Origin of the sequence: Streptomyces sp. NPDC048420, from assembly GCF_040651535.1 — a bacterium.
Classification (GTDB): Bacteria; Actinomycetota; Actinomycetes; order Streptomycetales; family Streptomycetaceae; genus Streptomyces.
This window is the reverse complement of record NZ_JBEZKG010000003.1, coordinates 498,515-519,132: the sequence shown is the minus strand read 5'-3', so window position 1 is coordinate 519,132 and position 20,618 is coordinate 498,515. Positions and strand designations below refer to the sequence as shown.

Here is a 20,618-nt window from a genome sequence, read left to right as displayed (position 1 = left end):
GGAAGACGAGTGGTCAGTGGGCGGCCGTGACCTCGCCATGGCTCTGCCAGGGGCGGACCAGGACGACGAGAGCGAGCGCGCTGAGGATCAGCGCGCCGAGCATGATCGAGGCCATCGGGAGCGAGCCGGATCCCCCGAAGAGTCCGACCAGCGAGGAGGCGAGGGCGCCGAGGGTGAACTGGAGTCCGCCCAGCAGCGCGGATGCCGCTCCCGGCGCGGTGCGGCCCAGGTTCTGGCCGAGGGTGATGGCGGCCGGGACGACCGCACCGAACGCGGACATGGTGACGAACTGGGTGACCCAGGAGGCGGTGAGGCTCTCGCCCGCGACGGCCGTGATCACGACCTGGGCGAGCGCTCCCGCTGTCGCCACCGCCACGGAGGCCGTCAGCAGGGTGTTCATCCGTAGGTGACGGGCCAGCCGGGAGAAGGCGGCACCGGCGGCGAGCTGACCGGCCGAGTTGACGGCGAAGACCAGCGCGTACATGCCGGCCGACAGGTGGTGGACACGTTCGAAGACGAAGCTGGAGCCGCTGATGTAGGCGAAGAGCGCCGCCGAGGAGAAGCCGAGCACCAGGGTGTTGCCCAGAAAGGCCCGGTGGCGCGCGAGGCGGCCCATCGCGCGGAACGTACCGCGCAGCCCGCCGGGGTGCCTGCGCTCCGGCGGCAGCGTTTCCGGCACCTTGGCGATCACCCCGGTGGCGAGCAGCACACCGATCACGCCCAGGGTCAGGAAGACGGCCCGCCACGACCAGGCCGACGTGATCGCGCTGCCGATGATCGGTGCGACGACGGGGGCGACGGACATGATCTGGCCGAGCAGCGCTATGTACCGGGCCACGTCGTGCCCGCGGAAGCGGTCCAGGATCACCGCCCGGGCGAGCACCATCCCCGCCGCCCCGGCCACGCCCTGCACGAAACGGGCGACCAGGAGCGCCGCGATGCCGGGAGCGAGCGCGCAGGCCAGGGCGGTGAGGGCGAATCCCACGCAGCCGGCGATGAGCGGTCGGCGCCGGCCGACACCGTCGCTGAGCGGACCGATGACGAGCTGGCCCACGACCACGCCGGCCAGGAAGGCCGTCAGGGTGAGCTGGACGGCCGAGCCGCCGGTGTGCAGTGAGGCGCTCATCGCGGGGAAGCCCGGCACGTACATGTCGATGGCCAGCGGGCCGACGGCGGTCAGCAGGGCCAGCACGAGCAGCAGCCCCGCTCTCGGTTGGCCGCGCTCTCGCCCGGCGGCTCGCTCCGCCACGACGAGCGGGCCGGATGTGTCGCTGTGAGTCATGTCTACAGCTCTACAGGTTGATTGCTGGCGCACGCAAGTTTTATGGTTACATGCGCAAGTAACTTTTCGCCCCGAGAAGGCTCATCATGACCACCACACGCACACACGCCGCCCGGCATCACACCCGGGACCGCGCCGACGAGCTGCCCCCGTTCGGCGTGCTGATCCTGCTGGCGGGCGCGTTCCTGCCGATCATGGACTTCTTCATCACCAACGTCGCCCTGCCCAGCATCGACACCTCCCTGCACGCGTCGACGTCCTCGTTGCAGCTGGTCATCGCGGGATACGGCGTCGCCTACGCGGCCCTGCTGGTCCTCGGCGGCAGGCTCGGCGACCGGTACGGCCGCCACCGGCTCTTCCTCGGAGCCCTCGTCGGCTTCGTCCTGGCGTCGCTGGCCTGCGGCCTCGCACCGGACGTCGACCTGCTGATCGCGGCCCGGATCGTCCAGGGAGCCACCGCCGCGCTGCTGGTGCCGCAGGTGCTGGCGACCTTCCACCACACCCTGGACGGCGAGCGCAAGGCGCGCGCCCTGGCCCTGTACGGGGCGACCTCGGGCATCGCCGCGGTGGTCGGCCAGCTGGTGGGCGGGCTGCTGGTCAGCGCGGACATCGCCGGCACCGGCTGGCGGCCGATCTTCCTGGTCAACGTGCCCATCGGACTGGTCGTCCTGCTGGTCGCGGCCCGGATCGTGCCCGCGACCAAGTCCCCGCACCCGGTCGGCGTCGACCTGCCCGGCACCGTCCTTTTCGCCGCCACCCTCGTCGCCCTGCTCGTGCCGCTGACCGAGGGGCATGCGCTGGGCTGGCCCTGGTGGTCGTGGGCGCTGCTCGCCCTGGCGGTGGTCCTCGGCGCCGTGACCTACCTGGTGGAGCGGCGGGCCGAGCGGCGCGGAGAGGTGCCGCTGCTGCCGCCGTCGCTGCTGCGGCTGCCGTCGATGTCCCGGGGCCTGCTGATGGTGCTGGCCTTCAGCATCGGATTCGGCGCGTTCATGTTCGTCTTCGCCCTGACCGTCCAGAACGGGCTGCACGAAGACGCCCTCCACGGCGGTCTCGCGATCCTCCCCATGGCACTGCTGTTCTTCGCGGGCTCCGTGCTGGCCCCGCGTCTGATCAGCCGCTTCGGCCGGGCCGCGCTGGCCGCGGGAGCCGTCGTACAACTGGCCGGTCTGGCCTGGCTGGTGGCGGTGCTCGTGACCGGCTGGCCGCATGTCAGCCTGTGGGCCATGGCCGCGCCGCTGGCCCTGGCCGGAGCCGGCCAGTCGATGCTGTTCGCGGGGTTGTTCCGCAGCGTCCTCGCCGACGTGCCCACCCACCTCGGCGGCATCGGCAGCGGGGCGCTCATCACCCTCCAGCAGAGCGGCCTCGCCCTCGGGGTCGCCACCCTCGGCACCCTCTACATCAGCCTCGCCCCGCACGGGGTCCCGCACGCCTTCGCCACCGTGGAGTACGTCCACATCGGCATCGTCGCCCTTCTCGCCCTCGGCGCCGCCGCGCTGCCCCGCTTCACCCCGGGCGCCGTCAGCACTCCCGTGACCGACGCCTGACACCAGGCCGTATCCAGTGAAGAGCAACCATGACCACCATCGACCCACGGGCCTGCCCGTACCGCATCCTCACCACGAGCTTGACTGAGTTCGAGGACCGGCAGCCGGGACGTGCCGCATTCCACCTGCCCGCTCCCGCACACCAGGAGGCGGCGTGAGTCTGCTCGCCCTCTCCCGCTGGCAGTTCGCCATCACCGTCATGTTCCACATGACGTTCCCGGCCATCACCGTCGGACTGTCGGTCCTGCTGTGCGTCCTGTACGGGATGCACTGGAGGACGGGCAACCCCGTCTATCTCCAGATGTTCCGTTTCTGGCGGCGCATCTTCGCCGTCGGGTTCGCCATCGGCGTGGTCGCGGGTGTCGTGATCACCTTCGAGATGGGGCTCGACTGGGGCGGCTACGCAGCGGAGACCGGACCGGTCATCGGCCCGATCATCGGCATGGAGGTCGTCACCGCGTTCTTCGTCGAGGCGGGGTTCATCGGGGTCCTGCTGTACGGCGACGGCCGCGTCCGGCGCGGCACCATGTTCGCCGCGACGGTGATGGTGTCGCTGGGCACGGTCCTGTCCTCGACGTGGATCATCGCCGCCAACTCATGGCTCCAGACACCGTCCGGCTTCGCCTTCCGGCACGGCCGGTTCGAGCCGGTCGACTGGACGCACGTCATCTTCAACCCGTCGTTCGTGTGGCGCTGGCCGCACATGCTGGCCGCGGTGATGATCTCCGCCGCCTTCTTCGTCGCGGGCATCGGCGCCCACTACCTGGTCAAGGGCAGAGCCAAGGCGTTCGCCCGCCGGTCGGTGTCCATCGCGCTGGGCGTCGCGGCGATCCTGCTGCCGCTCCAGCTGTTCCTCGGCGACCATGTGGCCGGTGCCGAACTGCCCCGGCAACTGTCCAAGCTGGAAGCGCTGGAGGGCAACTGGTCCAGCACGAACACCGGTTACGTCATCTTCGCCATCCCCGACCAGCAGGCCCGGCGCAACATCGCCGAACTCTCCGTCCCCTGCCTGGGCAGCGCCATAGCCAAGGACCTCACCTGCAGGACACCGGCTCCCGGTCTCGATCTCACACCGAAGGCCGACCGGCCCGACATGGCGGCGGTCTTCTGGGGCTTCCGTGCCATGTTCTTCGCGGCCCTGCTCATGTTCGGCACCGTGTTCTACGCGACCGTCCTGCGCCTGCGCCGCAAGCTGTGGACCGCCCGGCGGTTCCACCGGTTCCTGACGTGGTCGACCCCCGTCGGCATCATCGCGATCCTCGGCGGCTGGGTCACCGCCGAGTCGGGCCGGCAGCCGTGGCTGGTCTTCGGGCACCTGCGCACCTCCGCCGCGGTCTCCCGGCTCGCCCCCGGCGAACTCCTCTTCTCAGTCCTCGGGTTCTCGCTGCTGTACCTGGTCATGCTGGGCGCATACGTCGCCTACATCGTGCGCACGATGCGGACCGGGCCCGAGCGGGACCTCCCCCTCATGACCATCGAGGCGCGATGATGTCCGGCACCTGGTTCGTCCTGATCCTGCTCTGCCTCCTGATGTACGTCGTCCTGGACGGCTACGACCTGGGCATCGGCATCGCCACGCTCTTCGAGCGCGACGCCGGGCACCGGTTCGAGACGATCGAGTACGTCGCCCGCGCGTGGGACGGCAACGAGACCTGGCTCGTCCTGCTGGGCGTCAGTCTGTGGGCCGGCTTCCCCCTCGCGTTCGGCACCGTGCTGCCCCACGCCTACCTCCCCCTGATCGTCATGCTGTTCTCGCTGATCGTGCGCGGCGTCGCCGTGGAGATGGTCTCCCAGGCACCGCCGGGCACCCGGTGGCAGCGGGCGTTCGGCATCGCCTCGCTGGCCGCCGCACTGGCCCAGGGCTTCACGCTCGGCACCCTGACGGACAGCGACCGGGTGTACGACGGAACGGACTTCGGCTGGTTCCCCGTACTGACCGCACTGGCCGTCGCGAGCGGCTACCTGGCCCTGGGCTGCGCGTACACCAAGTGGAAGGCGACCGGCGAACTGCGGGCCACGGCCGCCCGCCGGGGCATCGCGGCCACGTCACTCGCGACGGTCCTGGGAGCCGCGTCCCTGGCCGCCGTCGGCGGCACGGCAGCGCCGCTGAACCTGCACAGCCCCGGGCGCGCGATCGCCTTCACCGGCCTGCTGCTCTTCGCGGCGGTCGGGGTGGGGACCGCGCTCGTGACACAGCGGCCCGCCGCCGGGAGCGACGCGCTGCCCCTCGCCGGCGTCGTGACCGCCACCGTCGCCCTGGGTGTCGCCGTGGTCGTGGCCCGCTACCCGGTGATCCTCCCGCCCGCGCTCACGGTGACCGGCTCCGTGGCGCCCGACAACACGATGGTGTTCCTCGCCGTCGGGATCGGACTGAACATGCCGCTGATCCTCTTCTACAACTGGTTCGCCCACCGCGCCTTCGGCGCCGGGTCCAAGGCATAGGAGCGGTCGATGACCATGCACACACCTGTGCCGAGCCGCCCCCTGCGGACGGCCGCGCGGTTCGTCCTGCGCGCCCTGTCCGTCGTCATGGGCACGGCCGGCGGCCTCTTCTGCTACTTCGTCTGCCAGGGCATGTTCTCCGGCTACCCGAAGTACCACACCGACGTCCTGAGCACCGTCGGCATGCTGATCATCATGGCCGTCGGGGCCGCTGCCTGGGTCATCGACCACCGACGGATCGACGATGACGACTGAGCGGCCCGGGACCGTGATCCCGCCGGAACAGGCACGCGACTGGTTGGCCGCCGCCGCGCTGCCCGGACGCCCAAAGCTGCGGACGGCCGCCGTGTGCCAGGTTCTGGAGACGGTGTTCACCGTCGTCCAGTGGACGGCCCTGGCCTGGATCGCCTCCCGTGCCCTGGACCACCGTACGGAGACGGCCTGGCTCCGGCCGGATCTCCTGCTGCTCGGAGTCGGGGGAGTGCTCGCCGCGGCGGCCGCATGGGGCGCGGCCCGGGCCCAGGCCGCGGGCCGCCGAAGGATCAGTGCCACGATCCGCCGGAACCTGGTGGCCGGGCTGCTGCCCACCGGATGGCGGCGCGTACAGCCCGACGCCGCGACGGCGGCGCTGGCGAGCGTCGAACTGACCGACGACATCGCCGACTTCCACGCCCAGGTCCTTCCCCAACGTCTGTCGGCCGGTGCGTCGATGGCCGTCGTCCTCGCCGTCACCGCGGCGGTGCAGTGGCCGGCGGCCGTCGTGCTCCTGCTGGCGAGCCTGCTCATCCCGCTGAACATGCGCCTCGCCGGACTGCTCGCCGAGGAGGGCGCCAAGGAACGGCTGGCGGCGGCCACCTATCTCGGCGCCGTCGTCCTGGACAGCTTCCGCGGCATGCGCACCCTCCGCGGCATCGGCGCGCTGACCCGCAGAAGGGCCGAACTGGCCGACGCGGACTCCGACTTGAACGACACGACGATGGCGATCGTGCGACGCGCCTTCGTCTCCGGAGCGGTGACCGACGTCGTGATCACCTTCTCCGTCGCGGTCAACGCCACCTACATCGGACTGTCCCTGCTGGGCTACGTCCACATCGCGGCGGCACCCCATGTGACTCTGTTCGGTGGGCTGCTGGCACTGCTGCTCTGCCCGATGTACTTCCAGCCGATGCGCACACTCGCGGCAGCCCACCACAGCCGGGAACGCGCAGCCGCGGCGGCACCCGCCCTGATGCCCCTGCTCGCGGAACCACACCCGCTCCGGCAGCCGGACCCGTCTGCCACGACGGAGCCCTGCGACATCCGCCTGGACGACGTCGCCCTCCGCTTTCCGCACGCGGACCAGCCGGTCCTGGCGCGGGTGGACCTGACGTTCCCCAGGGGGCGGTGGACGGCCGTCACCGGACCGTCCGGCGCCGGCAAGACGACCCTCCTGTCGCTGATCGCCGGTGCCCGGGAACCGAGTTCGGGAACCGTGCGATGGCAGTCGCCCACCGGGGTGTCCCAGCCGCATCTCGGCTCCTGCGTGTGGATCGGCCAGCAGACCGTCCTCCTGCCGGGATCCATCGCGGACAACATCCGCATCGCCCGACCGTCCGCCACCCCGGCCGACATCGAGCACGCCGTCGCCGCGGCCGGCCTCACCGATGTCGTCGCACGACTCCCGCACGGCCTGGACACCAGGCTGGGGGAGGGCGGCGCGGGCCTGTCCACCGGCGAAGCCCGCCGGATCGCCGTAGCCCGCGCGTTCCTGCGCGACACCGGCCTGTGGATCCTCGACGAACCGACCGCCCACCTGGACCCCGCCGCCGAGGCCCGCATCATCGACGTGCTGCGCACCGCCACACAGGGCCGGACCGTCGTCGTCGCCACACACTCACCCGCCCTGACCCGCCGCGCCGACACGGTGTTCGGCCTGGCCGACGGCATCCTCCACGCCGTACGGGAGGCGACCGCCGTATGAAAGACACCCGCCGCCTCCGCCTTGTCCCCCTCTGGGGGCTGCTGATCGCCGTGATCGCGGAGAGCTGCTCGATCGGGCTGGTCGGACTGTCGGGATGGTTCATCGCCGGCTCGGCCGTGGCCGGCGCCACCGCCTACAGCACCTTCTCCTACCTCGCTCCCAGCGGCGGGGTACGCGGCCTGGCCCTGAGCAGGATCGCGACCCACTACACGAGCCGCGTCGTCCTGCACTCCGCCGCACTGCACCGGATCAGCGCCGCCAGGCTCGCCTTCTACGACCGCGCGGCCGAGGACTCCAGCACCCACGGCCAGTGGTCCGGGCAGGCCCTCGACCGGGTCATGGCCGACGCCGACACCGAGGGCATGGCCCTCATCCAGGCGACCACACCCATGACCGTGACGGCCTGCCTCACCGTGGGCGGCTGCCTGGCCGTCGCGGTCGCCGGCTACCCGGCCGTCGCCGTGGTCGTCGCCGTCGCCGCGGCCCTCTCCGCCACCCTCGCCACGGTCACCGCCCGCGGCCGCACCGATCCCGGCACCACGCGCGCCACCCTGCGCACCGAACTCGCCGCCGCCGTCGACGCCTGGCCCGAGATGGCCTCGCTCGGCGCCACCGAGCAGCTACGGCAACGCACCTGGCAGCTCCTCGCCGCCTACGACGACCAGCAGGTCCGGCGTACGGCCGCCACCGCCCGCGCCCTCGGCGCCACCCGCGCGGTCAGCGCGATCACCCTGCTCCTCACCGTCCTGCTCGCCGAGGCACACGGCGCCGATGTCACCACCCTTGTCTTCCTCGCCCTGCTCGTCACGGGCGTGGCGGCCAATGCCGAGCGCCTCGTCGCGGCGGCGGAGGCACGCGCGCTGGCCCGCACCGCCGCGGAGCGGCTCTCGTCGACCGACTCTCACTCCAACGCCCCGTTCGTCCACAGCACCTATGACCACCGCGGTCTGACGGTGACCGGGGACCGGGTCCCGGCCGCTCGGACGCGGCAAGGCCGCCGCATCGAGGTGACGGTCCCACGCGGTCGGACCCTGTTGGTCACGGGTGCCTCCGGAAGCGGCAAGACCACCCTCCTGGAGGCCGTCGCGGCGGCCCTGCACCAGACCTCCGGTACCTGCGGGCCGCCCACGCTGACCAGTGTGTCGGCGGACGACCATGTGTTCACCGGCACCGTGGCCACCAACATCCGGCTCGCCGAACCCCGGGCCTCGGACGGCGAGATCGAGGAACTCCTCGCCGCCATGGGGCTCGACCGCAGCGGACTCACACCGGCAACGAAGGTCGGCGTCGGCGGACGTGACCTGTCCGGCGGCGAACAGCGCCGCCTGCACCTCGCCCGCGCCCTCGCCACCCGCCCCGACGTGCTGCTCGTCGACGAACCCACCACTGGTCTCGACGCCGGCACCGCCGCCCGGGTACTCGCCGCCCTGCGCCGCGGACTGCCCGACGCCGTACTGGTCCTGGCCCTGCACGAGCCACCGGCGCCGTCAGAGCCTCCGGCACCACCGTGGATCACGGTCAGCCTCGACGCATGACGGCCGACGAAACATTGCGTGTGCACGTAAATACATCAGGCTAAGGTAGAAGCATGACCGACAGCGACGAGGCCGTCCCGCTCACCGCCGAGGAGAAGGCAGTGATGAGGGCGCTCCGGCCGGCCATGGCCGCACTGATGCGCGCCTTCGACGAGGACCTGAAGCGGGCTCAGGGGCTGAGCCATACGGAGTACATCACCCTGATGTTCCTGTCCGAGGCCCCCGACCGGACCATGCGCCTGAGTGACCTGGCCGAGCTGGTCCAGCAGTCGGCCTCGGCGCTCGGGCGCACCGTGCGCCGTCTGGAGGCCGACGGGCTGGTCTCGCGCGAACAGTCCACCGAGGACGCCCGCTCCTTCAACGCCGTCCTCACCGATGCGGGAAGTGCCCGCCTGGAACAGGCGGTGCCGGTGCACGTCGCCAGCGTCCGCCGTCATCTCTTCGACCGCCTCGAAGGCGTCGACCTCGCCAGACTGGCCACCGCGTTCCAGCACATCACCCGCATCCGCTGAGCCTGTTGCCGCGCGGCGAGTCCGCTCGTCCGTCGGTCAGCGTGAGCGCGCGCTGTCATGACATCTTTGTCGACGCATCAGGGGTGCTACGCCGCCGGGCCTCCCCGTCCGCCTCGCTCGACGGCGTAGAAATACACCGGCCGTTCGAGCGCCGTCCGGGCAGGATGTCTTCCTGTGAACCATGTACTGCGCGGGCTCGCCGCCAATACGGCGCTGCCCTTCGAGCTGGTCGACCGGCTGGTCTCGGTCGCGGACGCGGACATCGCAGACAGCCTCGCGGATCGCGCCGACCTCAGCCGCGAGCAGGCGGTCGCCCTGGCTACAGGGTTCGCGGAAAGCGCTGTGCTGCTCGCGTACGAGGGCCTGCTGAGCGCCGCCGACGTCGATCCTGTCGTATGGCCGCAGGCCGCGCTCGCCCTGCTTGACGAGGGGACCGATGCCCCCGAGTGGGCGCGGCTTCTCGCGGCGGATCCGCAGGTGGAGCGCCGGGAGAAGCTGGCCGCCTGCCCCGGACTCCCGCCCGATGTGCGGGAGATGCTGTCCGCCGACCCGGACGTATGTGTCGTCGCGGAGCTCGCGTTGTGGACGACGGCGGACATGGCCGCCCGCCTCGCGCGGCATCCGCATGCCGAAGTCCGTCGCGCGGTGGCGGCCAACGAGGCGACGCCACCAGATGTGCTGGCGATGCTGGTCACCGGCGAGGGGCTGCTTCCCGCGGAGCGGTGCCTGGTCTGCGACCGTGAGCAGACGCCGTTCGTGCACGATCCGGAGTGCGCCCGGCTCGACTGCGATCTGTGGCCCGGTGCCTCGTGCGCGGGGTCCCACGAGTCCACCCTTCTTGAGACGGCGGCACTCGCGTTGCAAAACCCTGCCACGCCTACCGAAGCCGTCGTCCGGTTCGCCGAGCACCCCTCGACGCTGCTGCGCGGCCGACTCGCCGCCCGTCGCGACCTGCCGCCGGAGGTGCGTGCGCGGCTCGCCGACGACCCTGAGCCCGATGTACGAGCCGTACTCGCCGAGAACCCCGGGACAGAGGACGCCCTGATCCGTATGTTGGCGACCGATAGTGGCTATGACGTGCAGCGCAGGCTCGCGCACAACCCTCGCGTGCCCCTCGACGTACTTTCCCGCCTGGCCGGCACCGTCAAGATCGGCCCGGACCTGCTGCCGAGGATTGCGGCCGCCTCTCCCGCCGAGGTCAAGGAGCTGTCCAGGTCGTCGAATCCGGCTGTACGGATGCTCCTGGCTGAACGGCGCGATCTGCCGGCCGAGATCCGCGACGCGCTGGCCGCCGACCCTGACGCGAAGGTGGTCAAGTCCATCGCGCCCCACCCGGGACTGTCGGAGGCACAGCTGCGCAGCATGGTCGAACGGCACGGGGTTCGGGTCATCTCCAAGGTGGCGACCAATCCGGACGCATCACCGGCACTGCTGGAGGACCTGACCAGACACGTACCGCCGGTGCCGAAGGCATTCCGCGAGATCGCCCAGCACAGCAACGCGACGGGCCCGGCACTGCTCGCCTGTCTGGCGGACCGGCGGGCACGGCCCCTGGCAGCCGGGCACCCGGCCCTTCCCCCGCCGGTCATAGTCGAACTACTCGCCGACGACGACTGCCGAGTCGCGGAAGCGGCTGCCGCCAACCCGTCGCTGCCACCAGCCGTGATGTGGGAGCTGGTGCCGGAGCCGGACAGCGCATAGGAGGAGGGGGTGGGCCCGCCCTCCGAATCGCTCACCCGCCGACTCAGGCGCTCGCCGGCTACCGCCGAGGAGAGGGCCGGCAACTGCGCGCCGTCGGGCAGGGCTACGACCATGGCTTGGCCGAGCTTGCTCGACGAGCTCCTGGCAGGCCAGGGCCGGCGCGGCGAGTGCAGCTGTGCCTGGCGGGACGCCTTCCCCCGTAGGAGCCCCGCCGCTGCCCATGGCTGAGCACCCGTCACCAGGGCACGGGTGTTCCGTCCCAGGAGAAGAAGCCGCCGGTGGGGCCGTCGTCCGGGAGGAGGGCCAGATGGAGGGCGCCCCGGGCGGCCTCGGCCGGGTCGTCGCCGGTGGCGGCGGCGCCGGGGGTGAGATCGGTGGCCCGTAGGCCCGGGGCGAGGGCGTTGACCTTGAAGCCGTCCTCGGCCAGTGTCTGGGCGTAGTAGAGGGTGAGGGCGTTGAGGGCGGCCTTGGAGGACCGGTAGGCGGCGGCGCCACCGCTGCCCGGGGTGAACTGCGGATTGGGGCTCGTGCTCCAGGTCAGCGACGCGGTGCCACTGGAGACGTTGACGACGCGTGGACGCGGGGAGCGGCACAGGGCCGGCAGGAAGGCGTTGGTCACCGCCACCACGCCGAACACGTTGGTCTCGTACGTGCGCCGGAACTCCGCCACGCCGGATTCGGCCGGTGGCGCGAGGGACGGTGCGATGCCGGCGTTGTTGACCAGCACGTCCAGGCGGTCCACCCGAGCCGCGGCGCGTGCGATGCCGTCGGGATCCGTCACGTCGAGGACCAGGAGCCGGGCGCCGGCACCGATCTCCTCGACGGCCCGCCCGCCGCGCTCCGGGTCGCGGGAGCCCACGTACACGGTGAAGCCCTCGGAGGTGAGCAGCCGGGCGATGTGCTTTCCGATGCCCTTGTTGGCACCGGTGACCAGAGCTGTGCGATCGTTCATGGACACCACGGTCCCCTGGCGGTGGGTGCCCTGCCAGGGACAACCTGTACCAGGCGGGCGCCGGGAGGTGGCATGGCGCGGGAGGAACTGGCCCGCTTCCTGCGGGACCGCCGGGCGGGACTGCGCCCGCACGAGATCGGCGTCCCGGCGACGGGCACCGCGCGCCGTACGCCGGGCCTGCGCCGCGAGGAGGTGGCCGACCTCGCCCACATGTCGGTCGACTACTACACCCGCCTCGAACAGGCCCGCGGACCGCGCCCTTCGGTCCGGATCCTGGACGCGCTGGCCCAGGCGCTACGGCTCACACCGGCCGAGCGCAGCCACCTGTTCCGCCTGGCGGGATCGCATCCGCCGCCCGGCCACGACGTCGTACGGCGGGTGCGCCCGCACGTGGCCCGGATGCTGGAGCGGCTGCCGCAGACCGCCGCCGTCGTCACCGACGCGGGGTACGGCGTCGTCGCCTGGAACCCCCTGGCCCGGGCACTGCTCGGCGGTGACCTCGCCGAGGGGACGTCGAACCTGGCCCGGCGCCGGTTCCTGGGCCCGGGGCGGCTCCATGAGAGCGCCGGCAGCGAGGAGTTCGGGCACATCGTGGTGGCACGGCTGCTCCGGGCCGCCGAACGCTACCCGCACGACCCGAACCTGGCGGCACTACTGGCCGAACTGCACGGCGGCAGCGAGGAGTTCCGGCAGATCTGGCGGACACGTCCGGTCCATGCTCCCGGGCACCGCACCAAGACCCTCGACCACCCGGAAGCCGGCCCGCTGCGGCTGAACTGTGACGTCCTGCTCGTACCCGAGGACGATCAGGAAGTCGTCCTGATCACGGCCGACCCCGGATCACCGGCCGCGCGGGCCCTGCACAGGCTGGCCGGGAACCCCCGGCGGTGACAGGGAGCCAATGTCCCGCCGCCGTTCACTCCGCGTCCGCCACCACCGACCCCACCCGCTCCGCCAGCCCGGGATCCCGGCGGACCAGGAGGGTCGCGTAGCCGACGGCCGCGAGGAGCGTGACCAGGGCCGCGTACGGGAACCAGCTGTACGGGGCGGGCTGGCCGGGCTTGGCGAGGTAGTAGAGGGGGACCAGGATGGCGAGGGCACCGATCGCGGGCAGGACGAGATGGCGGACGGGCCGGAACTCCTGGGGGCGGTAGCGGCGGTAGTAGAAGGGGAGGGCGATGTTGGACGCCAGGTAGACGAGCAGGATCAGGATGGCGCCCAGGCTGGATGACTCCGTGAAGAAGACCACCGGGTTCATCGGACCGCCGTCGGAGCCGAGCAGATGGCCAAGACCCCAGCCGCCGATGATCAGCAGCGCGATGACGGCGAAGGTGACGATCGCGTTGTTCGGCGTACGGCGCGTGGGGTGGACGTAGCCGAAGAAGGACGGCAGCAGTCCCTCGCGCCCCGCGCTGAAGACCAGGCGGGCCTGGGAGTTGATGCCCGCGATCAGTACGCCGAGGGTCGAGGTCAGGCCGCCGACGTAGGCGAGGAACGCCAGCGCGCCGAGCGTGTGCTGGGCGACGTCGATGAAGGGGATGCTGGAGGCGCCGAGCCGGCCCAGGTCGTAGCCGAAGCCGGTCACCGTGGCGTAGGAGAAGAGGATGTAGCTCACCGTCATGATCGCGACCGAGGAGAACACGGCCCGGCCGACGTTGCGCCGTGGGTTCTCCGTCTCCTCGGCGAGCGCCGCAGAGTTCTCCCAGCCGATGAACAGGTAGACCGCCAGCGGGAATCCGGCCGCGAGCCCCTTGAGGCCGTGGGTGAGGTGGTCGGGCAGGAACGGGGCGGCGGAGAGGTCGCCGCGGTGCTCGACGATCGCCGCGACCGAGACCACGACGAGCACCAGCATCTCCACGCCGAAGAAGTAGCCGGCCCACTTGGTGGAGACCACGATCCCGCGCAGCATCAGCACCACGGCGAGGCCGGTCAGCAGCAGTGTCCAGATGATCCACGGCAGGTCGACGCCCGTGTAGTGCTGCAGGGTGATCTGCACGAACCCGCCCGAGATCGCGATCACCGAGGCCATCGCGATGATGTAGCCGAGCCCGGCCAGCAGGGCCGTCGTCACCGCGCTGACCGGCCCGAAGGTCTTGCCGACGAAGGTGGTGAAGCTGCCGGCCGAGGGGTGCGCCCGGGAGAACTCGGCCAGCGTGTTGCCGAGCAGCGCGACCGCCACGCCCGCCGCCACGATGGTCAGCGGGGACGCGATTCCCGCGGTGGTGGCGAGGAAGGCGAAACCGAAGAAGAAGCTCATCGCCGGGCCGACGTTGGCCATCGTGGCGGCGGCGATGTCCGCCATGCCGAGGACACCGCCGCGCAGCCGCTGCGGGGCGGTGCCGACGGGGCCCGACGTCGGCGAGGGGCCGACAGCTGCGGGGTCGGGCATGGCGGAAGCTCCTTCTGCGGGGGACGACACAGGGAAGGGGGTTCAGTTCAGGCCGGCGAGCCGGTGCGCCTTCACCGCGTGGACGGCCGGGTCCATCGCTCCGCGGGTGAGTTCGTCGAGCAGGTCGGCGTGGCAGCGGTTGCGGGCCCGTACGACCGAGGGGGTGGGCGCGGGTCCCAGCAGGCACTGGCGGCCGAGCAGGTCGGCGGCGAACTCACGGATCCCGACGCCGCCGAGCGCCTCGGCGAGGTCGAGGTGGAAGCGGGTCTCCAGTTCGAGCAGCCGGGCCGCGTCCTCGGCCTGGTCGAGCTCCTCGACCAGGCTCCGCAACCCGTCCAGCCGGCCGTCCTGGACCTCGCCCGTGCCGTGCGCCACGAGACCGCATTCGAGCAGCAGATGGAAGGAGTCCAGCGAGGCCGTCTCGTCGGCGTCGTGCAGCACGGCGACGACCGTGTCCCAGTCGGCCGCGACGAAGGTCCCGCCGGCCCGGCCCCGACGGCGGTCGAGCAGACCGTCCTGGCACATGGCCTCCAGCGCGCGGCGCACGGTGATCTCGCTGATCCCCAGCTCCTCGGCGAGGACACCCGCGTCCGGCAGCCGGTCGCCCGGCGCCACCGACCTCAGGCGGATGCGCAGGGCGATCCTGGACCGGACGAGTTCGGCTCCCGTGGGGCCCCGGCCGGCCAGGACACGGGTGTCCCACACCCCGCCGGCCTGCGCGGCCGCCGCCTGGTTGTAGGGCCCGAACTTGCCCGCTGCGTTCACCACGTCGCCACCCTAACGGCCTGCTGAGCGAGGACTACGGGGGACGGTGGCACGGCGTGCTCTGCATGTACGGAAAATAGAGCAACATGAACAGTTAAACAAGACTGTTCTTTCTGATCGTGCTGAACTAATTTCCCGGTCCATGACCGCTACCCTCCCCGAAACCCCTCCCGCCGAGTCCGGTGGCCTGCAGGCCGGACTCAAGAACCGCCACCTCTCGATGATCGCGATCGGCGGTGTCATCGGCGCCGGCCTGTTCGTCGGCTCCGGCTCCGGCATCGCCGCCGCCGGCCCCGGCATCCTCGTCTCGTACGCCCTCGTCGGCGTCCTGGTCGTCCTCGTGATGCGCATGCTCGGCGAGATGGCCGCGGCCAACCCCACCTCGGGCTCGTTCTCCGCCTACGCCGACCGTGCACTCGGCCGCTGGGCGGGCTTCACCATCGGCTGGCTGTACTGGTTCTTCTGGGTCGTGGTGCTCGCCGTCGAGGCGACGGCCGGGGCCAAGATCCTGGCCGGCTGGATACCGGCGGTCCCGCAGTGGGGCTGGGCCCTGATCGTGATGATCGTCCTCACCGCCACCAACCTGGTCTCGGTCAGCTCCTACGGCGAGTTCGAGTTCTGGTTCGCCGGCATCAAGGTCGTCGCGATCGCCGCGTTCATCGTGGTCGGCGGTCTCGCGATCTTCGGGCTGCTGCCCGGCTCGGACCACCCGGCGTCCGGCTTCTCCAACCTCACCGCGCACGGCGGCTTCCTCCCCAACGGCCCCGGAGCGATCCTCACCGGCGTCCTGATGGTGGTCTTCTCCTTCATGGGCAGCGAGATCGTCACCCTCGCCGCCGGCGAGACCGCCGACCCGCGGGCCGCCGTCACCAAGGCCACCAACAGCGTGATCTGGCGGATCGCGGTCTTCTACCTGGGCTCGATCCTGATCGTGGTCTCGCTGCTGCGCTGGGACGACCCGGCCATCCTCAAGGACGGCTCGTACGTCGCCGCCCTCAGCTCCATCGGCATCCCGCACGCCGGCCAGATCATGAACGCCATCGTGCTGACCTCGGTGCTCTCCTGTCTCAACTCCGGTCTGTACACGGCCTCCCGGATGGCCTTCTCGCTCGGCCGCCGCAGCGACGCCCCGGCCGCGTTCGGACGGACCACGGGCCGCGGGGTGCCGCAGTCGGCCATCCTGGCCTCGGTGGTCTTCGGCTTCGTCGCGGTCGCCTTCAACTACCTGTGGCCGGACACCGTCTTCCAGTTCCTGCTCAACTCCTCCGGTGCGATCGCCCTGTTCGTCTGGCTGGTGATCTGCTTCTCCCAGCTGCGGATGCGCAAGATCATCCAGCGGGAGTCGCCGGAGAAGCTGGTCGTGAGGATGTGGCTCTACCCCTACCTGACCTGGGCCACCATCGCCCTGATCACCTTCGTCCTGGGCTACATGCTCACCGACACCGCGGACGGCGGCGGCCGCGACCAGGTCGTCCTGTCCACCCTGGTGGCCCTGGCCGTGGTGGTCTTCGCGGTCGTACGCCAACGCCGGACCACTCGGAAGGAGCCGCAGCCCTCCGATTTGGCATGATTCCCGCATGAGGATCTCGCAGCGCGCCCAGTCCGTCGCGCCGTTCTACGCGATGGAGTTCGGCAAGCACGCGGCGGCGCTGGAGGCCGAGGGGCACCACGTCGTCAAGCTCAGCCTCGGGGAACCCGACTTCGGGGCGCCGCCGGCCGTGCTCGACGCGCTCCGGGAGACCGTGGGCAGCAGGCCCATGAGCTACACCGGAGCGCTCGGGCTGCCGGAACTACGGCAGGCGATAGCGCGGTTCTACGGCGATCAGCACGGCGTCGACGTCGATCCGGGCCGGGTCGTGGTGACCGCGGGAGCCTCGGCGGCGCTGGTGCTGGGCGCCGCCGCGCTGGTCGACCCGGGTGACGAGGTACTGATCGCCGACCCGTCGTACCCCTGCAACCGGCAGATCGCCGAGAGCTTCGGTGCGCGGGTCACCCTCGTCCCCACCTCGGCCGGGTCCCGGTACCAGCTGGACACCGGGTCTGTGCGGTCGTACTGGACGGACCGCACCCGCGGGATCATGGTCGCGAGCCCCTCCAACCCGACCGGGACCTCGGTCCCGGCCGACGAGCTCGCCGCGATCTGCGAGCTGGCCCGGGAGCGGGGCGCCTGGCGGATCGTCGACGAGATCTACCTCGACCTCGGCGACCACGACGAGCACGGGCGGCCGCCGCGCAGTGTGCTGTCGTACGACCAGGAAGCCGTGGTCATCAACAGCTTCTCGAAGTACTTCGGGATGACCGGCTGGCGGCTGGGCTGGTGTGTGGTGCCCGAGGCGCTGGTGCCGGCGCTGGAGCGGCTGGCGCAGAACTACATGATCTGCGCCTCCACCCCCGCCCAGTACGCGGCGCTCGCGTGCTTCACGCCCGAGTCGCTCGCCGTGTGCGAGGAGCGGCGGGCCGAGTTCGGCCGGCGGCGCGAGCTCGTCCTCGACGGGCTCGCGCGGATCGGGCTGCCGGTGCCCGTGCCGCCCGACGGGGCGTTCTACGTCTACTTCGACGTCAGCGGCACCGGGCTGACCTCGTGGGAGTTCTGCGGACGGGCGCTGAAGGAGGCGCAGGTCGCGCTCACGCCGGGGCGGGACTTCGGGGTGGGCACCGCCGAAACCCATGTACGGCTGTCCTACGCGGCCTCGGCCGAGGAACTGAGCGAGGGGATCGCGCGGCTCGGGAAGTTCGTGGCCACGCTGTCGCAGGCATGAAGCAGGGGCCGGTCCCGAAGGACCGGCCCCCACCTCATTCAGATGCTCAGACCAGGTCGAAGCGGTCCAGGTTCGAGACCTTGACCCACGCCTCGACGAAGTCCTTCACGAACTTCTCCTTGGCGTCGTCGCTCGCGTAGACCTCCGCGAGGGCGCGCAGCTCGGAGTTGGAGCCGAAGACCAGGTCGGCACGGGTGCCGGTCCACTTCAGCTTGCCCGTCTCCGCGTCCCGGCCCTCGAAGGCCGTCTGGTCCTCGGAGGTGGACTTCCACGTCGTGCCCAGGTCGAGCAGGTTGACGAAGAAGTCGTTGCTCAGGACGCCCGGACGGTCGGTGAAGACACCGTGCGCCGAGCCGCCCTGGTTGGCGCCGAGGACACGCAGACCGCCGACGAGGACGGTCATCTCGGGGGCGCTCAGGGTGAGCAGGTTCGCCTTGTCGAGCAGCAGGTACTCGGCCGGCAGGCGGTTGCCCTTGCCCAGGTAGTTGCGGAAGCCGTCCGCGACCGGCTCAAGGGCGGCGAAGGACTCGACGTCGGTGTGCTCCTCGGTCGCGTCCACACGGCCCGGCGTGAAGGGGACCTCCACGTCGAAGCCGGCGTCCTTGGCGGCCTGCTCGACCCCCGCGGCACCCGCGAGGACGATCAGGTCGGCCAGCGAGACCTTCTTGGCACCGGCGTTGAAGTCGGCCTGGACACCCTCCAGGACCCGCAGGACCTGGGCGAGCTGCTCGGGGTCGTTGACCTCCCAGCCGCGCTGCGGCTCAAGGCGGATACGGGCGCCGTTGGCACCGCCGCGCTTGTCGCTGCCGCGGAACGTGGACGCCGAGGCCCACGCGGTGGAGACCAGCTGCGAGACCGTGAGGCCGGTCTCCAGGATCTTGGCCTTCAGGGCCGCGATGTCGGCGGCGTCGATGGCCGCACCCTCGGCCTGCGGCAGCGGGTCCTGCCACAGCAGCGTCTCCGCCGGGACCTCCGGGCCGAGGTACAGGGACTTCGGACCCAGGTCACGGTGGGTCAGCTTGTACCAGGCGCGGGCGAAGGCGTCCGCGAACTGGTCCGGGTTCTCGTGGAAGCGCTTCGAGATCTCGCCGTAGATCGGGTCGAAACGCAGCGAGAGGTCGGTGGTGAGCATCGTCGGCAGCTTCTTGGAGTCGCTGTGGGCGTCGGGGATGATCGCCTCGGCGTCCTTGGCCACCCACTGGTTGGCGCCGGCGGGGCTCTGGGTGAGCTCCCACTCGTAGCCGAAGAGGATGTCGAAGAAGTCGTTGCTCCACTGGGTGGGCTTGGTGGTCCAGGTCACCTCGAGACCGGAGGTGATGGCGTCGCCGGCCTTGCCGGAGCCGTAGGTGGACTTCCAGCCCAGACCCTGCTCCTCCATGGAGGCGGCCTCGGGGTCGTTGCCGACCGCGTCGGCCGGGCCGGCGCCGTGGGTCTTGCCGAAGGTGTGGCCACCGGCGATGAGGGCGACGGTCTCCTCGTCGTTCATCGCCATCCGGCGGAACGTCTCACGGATGTCGCGGGCCGCGGCCAGCGGGTCCGGGTTGCCGTTGGGGCCCTCGGGGTTGACGTAGATGAGGCCCATCTGGACGGCGCCGAGCGGGTTCTCCAGCTCGCGGTCGCCGGTGTAGCGCTGGTCGTCCAGCCAGGTGGTCTCGGGGCCCCAGTAGACGTCCTCGTCGGCCTCCCAGACGTCGGCGCGGCCGCCGCCGAAGCCGAAGGTCTCGAAGCCCATGGTCTCCAGGGCGACGTTACCGGTGAGGATCATGAGGTCGGCCCAGGAGATGGACTGGCCGTACTTCTTCTTCACCGGCCACAGCAGACGGCGGGCCTTGTCCAGGTTGCCGTTGTCCGGCCAGCTGTTCAGCGGCGCGAAGCGCTGCTGGCCGCGGCCGCCACCGCCGCGGCCGTCGCTGATGCGGTAGGTGCCGGCGCTGTGCCAGGCCATGCGGATCATCAGCGGGCCGTAGTTGCCGAAGTCGGCGGGCCACCAGTCCTGCGAGGTGGTGAGCACCTCGGCGATGTCCCGTTTCACGGCGTCCAGGTCGAGGGCCTGGAAGGCCTCGGCGTAGTCGAAGTCCGCACCGAGCGGGTTCGCCACGACGGGGTCCTTGGCGAGGATCTTCAGGTTCAGTCGCTCCGGCCACCACTGGCGGTTGCCGCCGCCCTGGGTGGGGTGCGCGGCGCGCGTGTGCGCGACCGGGCAGCCACCGGTGCCCTCAGCCTTGGGGTCGGTGACGATTGCGTCGGGGTTCTCAGACATTTCAGTCCTTCCGAACTGGGTGGATCACGGTGCTGAAGTAAGCCTTTGGGGGGAACAGTCGGGGCACAAACCCCAGTAGATGACCTCGGCCTCGTCGATCGAGAAGCCGCGGTCGTCGGCAGCTGTCAGGCAGGGCGCGTGACCGACGGCACAGTCGACGTCGACGACGGCCCCGCACGACCGGCAGACCAGGTGGTGGTGGTTGTCCCCGACCCGTCCCTCGAACCGCGCCGGGCTGCCGGGCGGCTCGATGCGACGCACGAGACCCGCCGCGTTGAGCGAGTGCAGGGCCTCGTACACGGCCTGGAGGGATATGTGGCCGAGGCGGTCGCGCACTCCCGTGGCGATCGCGTCGGCCGCGAGGTGGTCACCGGCCCGAACGGTCTCGAGCAGTGCGACGCGCGCGGCCGTCACCCGCAGGCCGGCACCGCGCAGCTCAGCGGCGGTGTTCGGAGGCTGGGGGGCGGTCATGGGGACCAACCTACCCCCATAAACCTGAATGGTTCAAGAAATGGAA

At 71.2% G+C, this 20,618-nt stretch carries 18 protein-coding genes; 12 read left to right on the top strand and 6 right to left on the bottom strand.

Going from position 1 to position 20,618, the window contains the following annotated elements:
• Positions 1-13 precede the first annotated feature (13 nt).
• Positions 14-1,282: a multidrug effflux MFS transporter gene (locus AB0D34_RS07245; protein ID WP_362657767.1), complete on the bottom strand. Its 1,269-nt coding sequence runs from the start codon at positions 1,280-1,282 to the stop codon at positions 14-16.
• A gap of 86 nt (positions 1,283-1,368) precedes the next feature.
• Here AB0D34_RS07245 and AB0D34_RS07240 point away from each other — a divergent pair, with 86 nt between their 5' ends.
• From AB0D34_RS07240 to AB0D34_RS07200, 9 genes are all read left to right on the top strand, one after another.
• On the top strand, positions 1,369-2,826 hold the full coding sequence (locus AB0D34_RS07240; RefSeq protein WP_362657764.1) for an MFS transporter: 1,458 nt from the start codon (positions 1,369-1,371) through the stop codon (positions 2,824-2,826).
• Between the two features lie 29 nt (positions 2,827-2,855).
• A complete protein-coding gene (locus AB0D34_RS07235) occupies positions 2,856-2,984 on the top strand; it encodes a hypothetical protein (RefSeq protein ID WP_362657761.1) in 129 nt (42 codons plus the stop codon).
• Complete coding sequence (locus AB0D34_RS07230) at positions 2,981-4,315, top strand: cytochrome ubiquinol oxidase subunit I (RefSeq protein WP_362657759.1); 1,335 nt, start codon at positions 2,981-2,983, stop codon at positions 4,313-4,315. The genes AB0D34_RS07235 and AB0D34_RS07230 overlap by 4 nt, the downstream gene beginning before the upstream one ends.
• Entirely contained in the window at positions 4,315-5,268 is a 954-nt protein-coding gene (locus AB0D34_RS07225; RefSeq protein WP_362657756.1) for a cytochrome d ubiquinol oxidase subunit II, read from the top strand. Before AB0D34_RS07230 ends, AB0D34_RS07225 begins: the two co-directional genes overlap by 1 nt.
• 9 nt (positions 5,269-5,277) lie before the next feature.
• Positions 5,278-5,523 carry a hypothetical protein gene (locus AB0D34_RS07220; protein ID WP_362657753.1) on the top strand — a complete coding sequence of 82 codons (246 nt, stop codon included), beginning with the start codon at positions 5,278-5,280 and terminating at the stop codon, positions 5,521-5,523.
• A complete protein-coding gene (locus AB0D34_RS07215) occupies positions 5,513-7,228 on the top strand; it encodes an ATP-binding cassette domain-containing protein (RefSeq protein WP_362657750.1) in 1,716 nt (571 codons plus the stop codon). Before AB0D34_RS07220 ends, AB0D34_RS07215 begins: the two co-directional genes overlap by 11 nt.
• On the top strand, positions 7,225-8,763 hold the full coding sequence (locus AB0D34_RS07210) for an ATP-binding cassette domain-containing protein (protein ID WP_362657747.1): 1,539 nt from the start codon (positions 7,225-7,227) through the stop codon (positions 8,761-8,763). Before AB0D34_RS07215 ends, AB0D34_RS07210 begins: the two co-directional genes overlap by 4 nt.
• 53 nt (positions 8,764-8,816) lie before the next feature.
• Entirely contained in the window at positions 8,817-9,275 is a 459-nt protein-coding gene (locus AB0D34_RS07205) for a MarR family transcriptional regulator (RefSeq protein ID WP_362657744.1), read from the top strand.
• A gap of 174 nt (positions 9,276-9,449) precedes the next feature.
• Positions 9,450-10,976 (top strand): hypothetical protein, encoded by a 1,527-nt coding sequence (locus tag AB0D34_RS07200; protein WP_362657741.1) that lies wholly within the window; start codon positions 9,450-9,452, stop codon positions 10,974-10,976.
• A gap of 235 nt (positions 10,977-11,211) precedes the next feature.
• On the opposite strand, the gene AB0D34_RS07195 is transcribed toward AB0D34_RS07200, so the two are convergent.
• Positions 11,212-11,928 carry an SDR family oxidoreductase gene (locus AB0D34_RS07195; RefSeq protein WP_362657738.1) on the bottom strand — a complete coding sequence of 239 codons (717 nt, stop codon included), beginning with the start codon at positions 11,926-11,928 and terminating at the stop codon, positions 11,212-11,214.
• Between the two features lie 72 nt (positions 11,929-12,000).
• Here AB0D34_RS07195 and AB0D34_RS07190 point away from each other — a divergent pair, with 72 nt between their 5' ends.
• Positions 12,001-12,819 carry a helix-turn-helix transcriptional regulator gene (locus AB0D34_RS07190; protein ID WP_362657736.1) on the top strand — a complete coding sequence of 273 codons (819 nt, stop codon included), beginning with the start codon at positions 12,001-12,003 and terminating at the stop codon, positions 12,817-12,819.
• A 25-nt stretch (positions 12,820-12,844) separates the two neighbouring features.
• On the opposite strand, the gene AB0D34_RS07185 is transcribed toward AB0D34_RS07190, so the two are convergent.
• Positions 12,845-14,317: an APC family permease gene (locus AB0D34_RS07185; protein WP_362657733.1), complete on the bottom strand. Its 1,473-nt coding sequence runs from the start codon at positions 14,315-14,317 to the stop codon at positions 12,845-12,847.
• 42 nt (positions 14,318-14,359) lie between these two features.
• The gene (locus AB0D34_RS07180; RefSeq protein WP_362657731.1) at positions 14,360-15,085 is read right to left on the bottom strand and encodes a GntR family transcriptional regulator; all 726 of its coding nucleotides are present in this window, start codon (positions 15,083-15,085) and stop codon (positions 14,360-14,362) included.
• Between the two features lie 139 nt (positions 15,086-15,224).
• On the opposite strand from AB0D34_RS07180, the gene AB0D34_RS07175 reads away from it, so the two are divergent.
• Complete coding sequence (locus AB0D34_RS07175) at positions 15,225-16,652, top strand: amino acid permease (RefSeq protein WP_362657728.1); 1,428 nt, start codon at positions 15,225-15,227, stop codon at positions 16,650-16,652.
• Positions 16,653-16,659: 7 nt separating this feature from the next.
• A complete protein-coding gene (locus AB0D34_RS07170; protein ID WP_362657726.1) occupies positions 16,660-17,841 on the top strand; it encodes a pyridoxal phosphate-dependent aminotransferase in 1,182 nt (393 codons plus the stop codon).
• Positions 17,842-17,887: 46 nt separating this feature from the next.
• Here the strand turns inward: AB0D34_RS07170 and katG are convergent, their stop codons facing one another.
• Both katG and AB0D34_RS07160 read right to left on the bottom strand, forming a co-directional pair.
• Positions 17,888-20,101, bottom strand: coding sequence for a catalase/peroxidase HPI (gene katG / locus AB0D34_RS07165; protein WP_362657723.1), 2,214 nt, complete (start codon positions 20,099-20,101; stop codon positions 17,888-17,890).
• A gap of 24 nt (positions 20,102-20,125) precedes the next feature.
• Positions 20,126-20,572, bottom strand: a complete 447-nt coding sequence (locus tag AB0D34_RS07160; RefSeq protein WP_362657720.1) for a Fur family transcriptional regulator — start codon at positions 20,570-20,572, stop codon at positions 20,126-20,128.
• Positions 20,573-20,618 lie beyond the last annotated feature (46 nt).

Excerpts from the sequence above, each read along its gene's own strand:
- AB0D34_RS07245 (WP_362657767.1), bottom strand. The coding sequence starts at position 1,282 with ATGACTCACAGCGACACATCCGGCCCGCTCGTCGTGGCGGAGCGAGCC.
- AB0D34_RS07240 (WP_362657764.1), top strand. The coding sequence starts at position 1,369 with ATGACCACCACACGCACACACGCCGCCCGGCATCACACCCGGGACCGC.
- AB0D34_RS07235 (WP_362657761.1), top strand. The coding sequence starts at position 2,856 with ATGACCACCATCGACCCACGGGCCTGCCCGTACCGCATCCTCACCACG.
- AB0D34_RS07225 (WP_362657756.1), top strand. The coding sequence starts at position 4,315 with ATGTCCGGCACCTGGTTCGTCCTGATCCTGCTCTGCCTCCTGATGTAC.
- AB0D34_RS07220 (WP_362657753.1), top strand. The coding sequence starts at position 5,278 with ATGACCATGCACACACCTGTGCCGAGCCGCCCCCTGCGGACGGCCGCG.
- AB0D34_RS07215 (WP_362657750.1), top strand. The coding sequence starts at position 5,513 with ATGACGACTGAGCGGCCCGGGACCGTGATCCCGCCGGAACAGGCACGC.
- AB0D34_RS07210 (WP_362657747.1), top strand. The coding sequence starts at position 7,225 with ATGAAAGACACCCGCCGCCTCCGCCTTGTCCCCCTCTGGGGGCTGCTG.
- AB0D34_RS07205 (WP_362657744.1), top strand. The coding sequence starts at position 8,817 with ATGACCGACAGCGACGAGGCCGTCCCGCTCACCGCCGAGGAGAAGGCA.
- AB0D34_RS07195 (WP_362657738.1), bottom strand. The coding sequence starts at position 11,928 with ATGAACGATCGCACAGCTCTGGTCACCGGTGCCAACAAGGGCATCGGA.
- AB0D34_RS07190 (WP_362657736.1), top strand. The coding sequence starts at position 12,001 with ATGGCGCGGGAGGAACTGGCCCGCTTCCTGCGGGACCGCCGGGCGGGA.
- AB0D34_RS07185 (WP_362657733.1), bottom strand. The coding sequence starts at position 14,317 with ATGCCCGACCCCGCAGCTGTCGGCCCCTCGCCGACGTCGGGCCCCGTC.
- AB0D34_RS07175 (WP_362657728.1), top strand. The coding sequence starts at position 15,225 with ATGACCGCTACCCTCCCCGAAACCCCTCCCGCCGAGTCCGGTGGCCTG.
- AB0D34_RS07170 (WP_362657726.1), top strand. The coding sequence starts at position 16,660 with ATGAGGATCTCGCAGCGCGCCCAGTCCGTCGCGCCGTTCTACGCGATG.
- katG (WP_362657723.1), bottom strand. The coding sequence starts at position 20,101 with ATGTCTGAGAACCCCGACGCAATCGTCACCGACCCCAAGGCTGAGGGC.
- AB0D34_RS07160 (WP_362657720.1), bottom strand. The coding sequence starts at position 20,572 with ATGACCGCCCCCCAGCCTCCGAACACCGCCGCTGAGCTGCGCGGTGCC.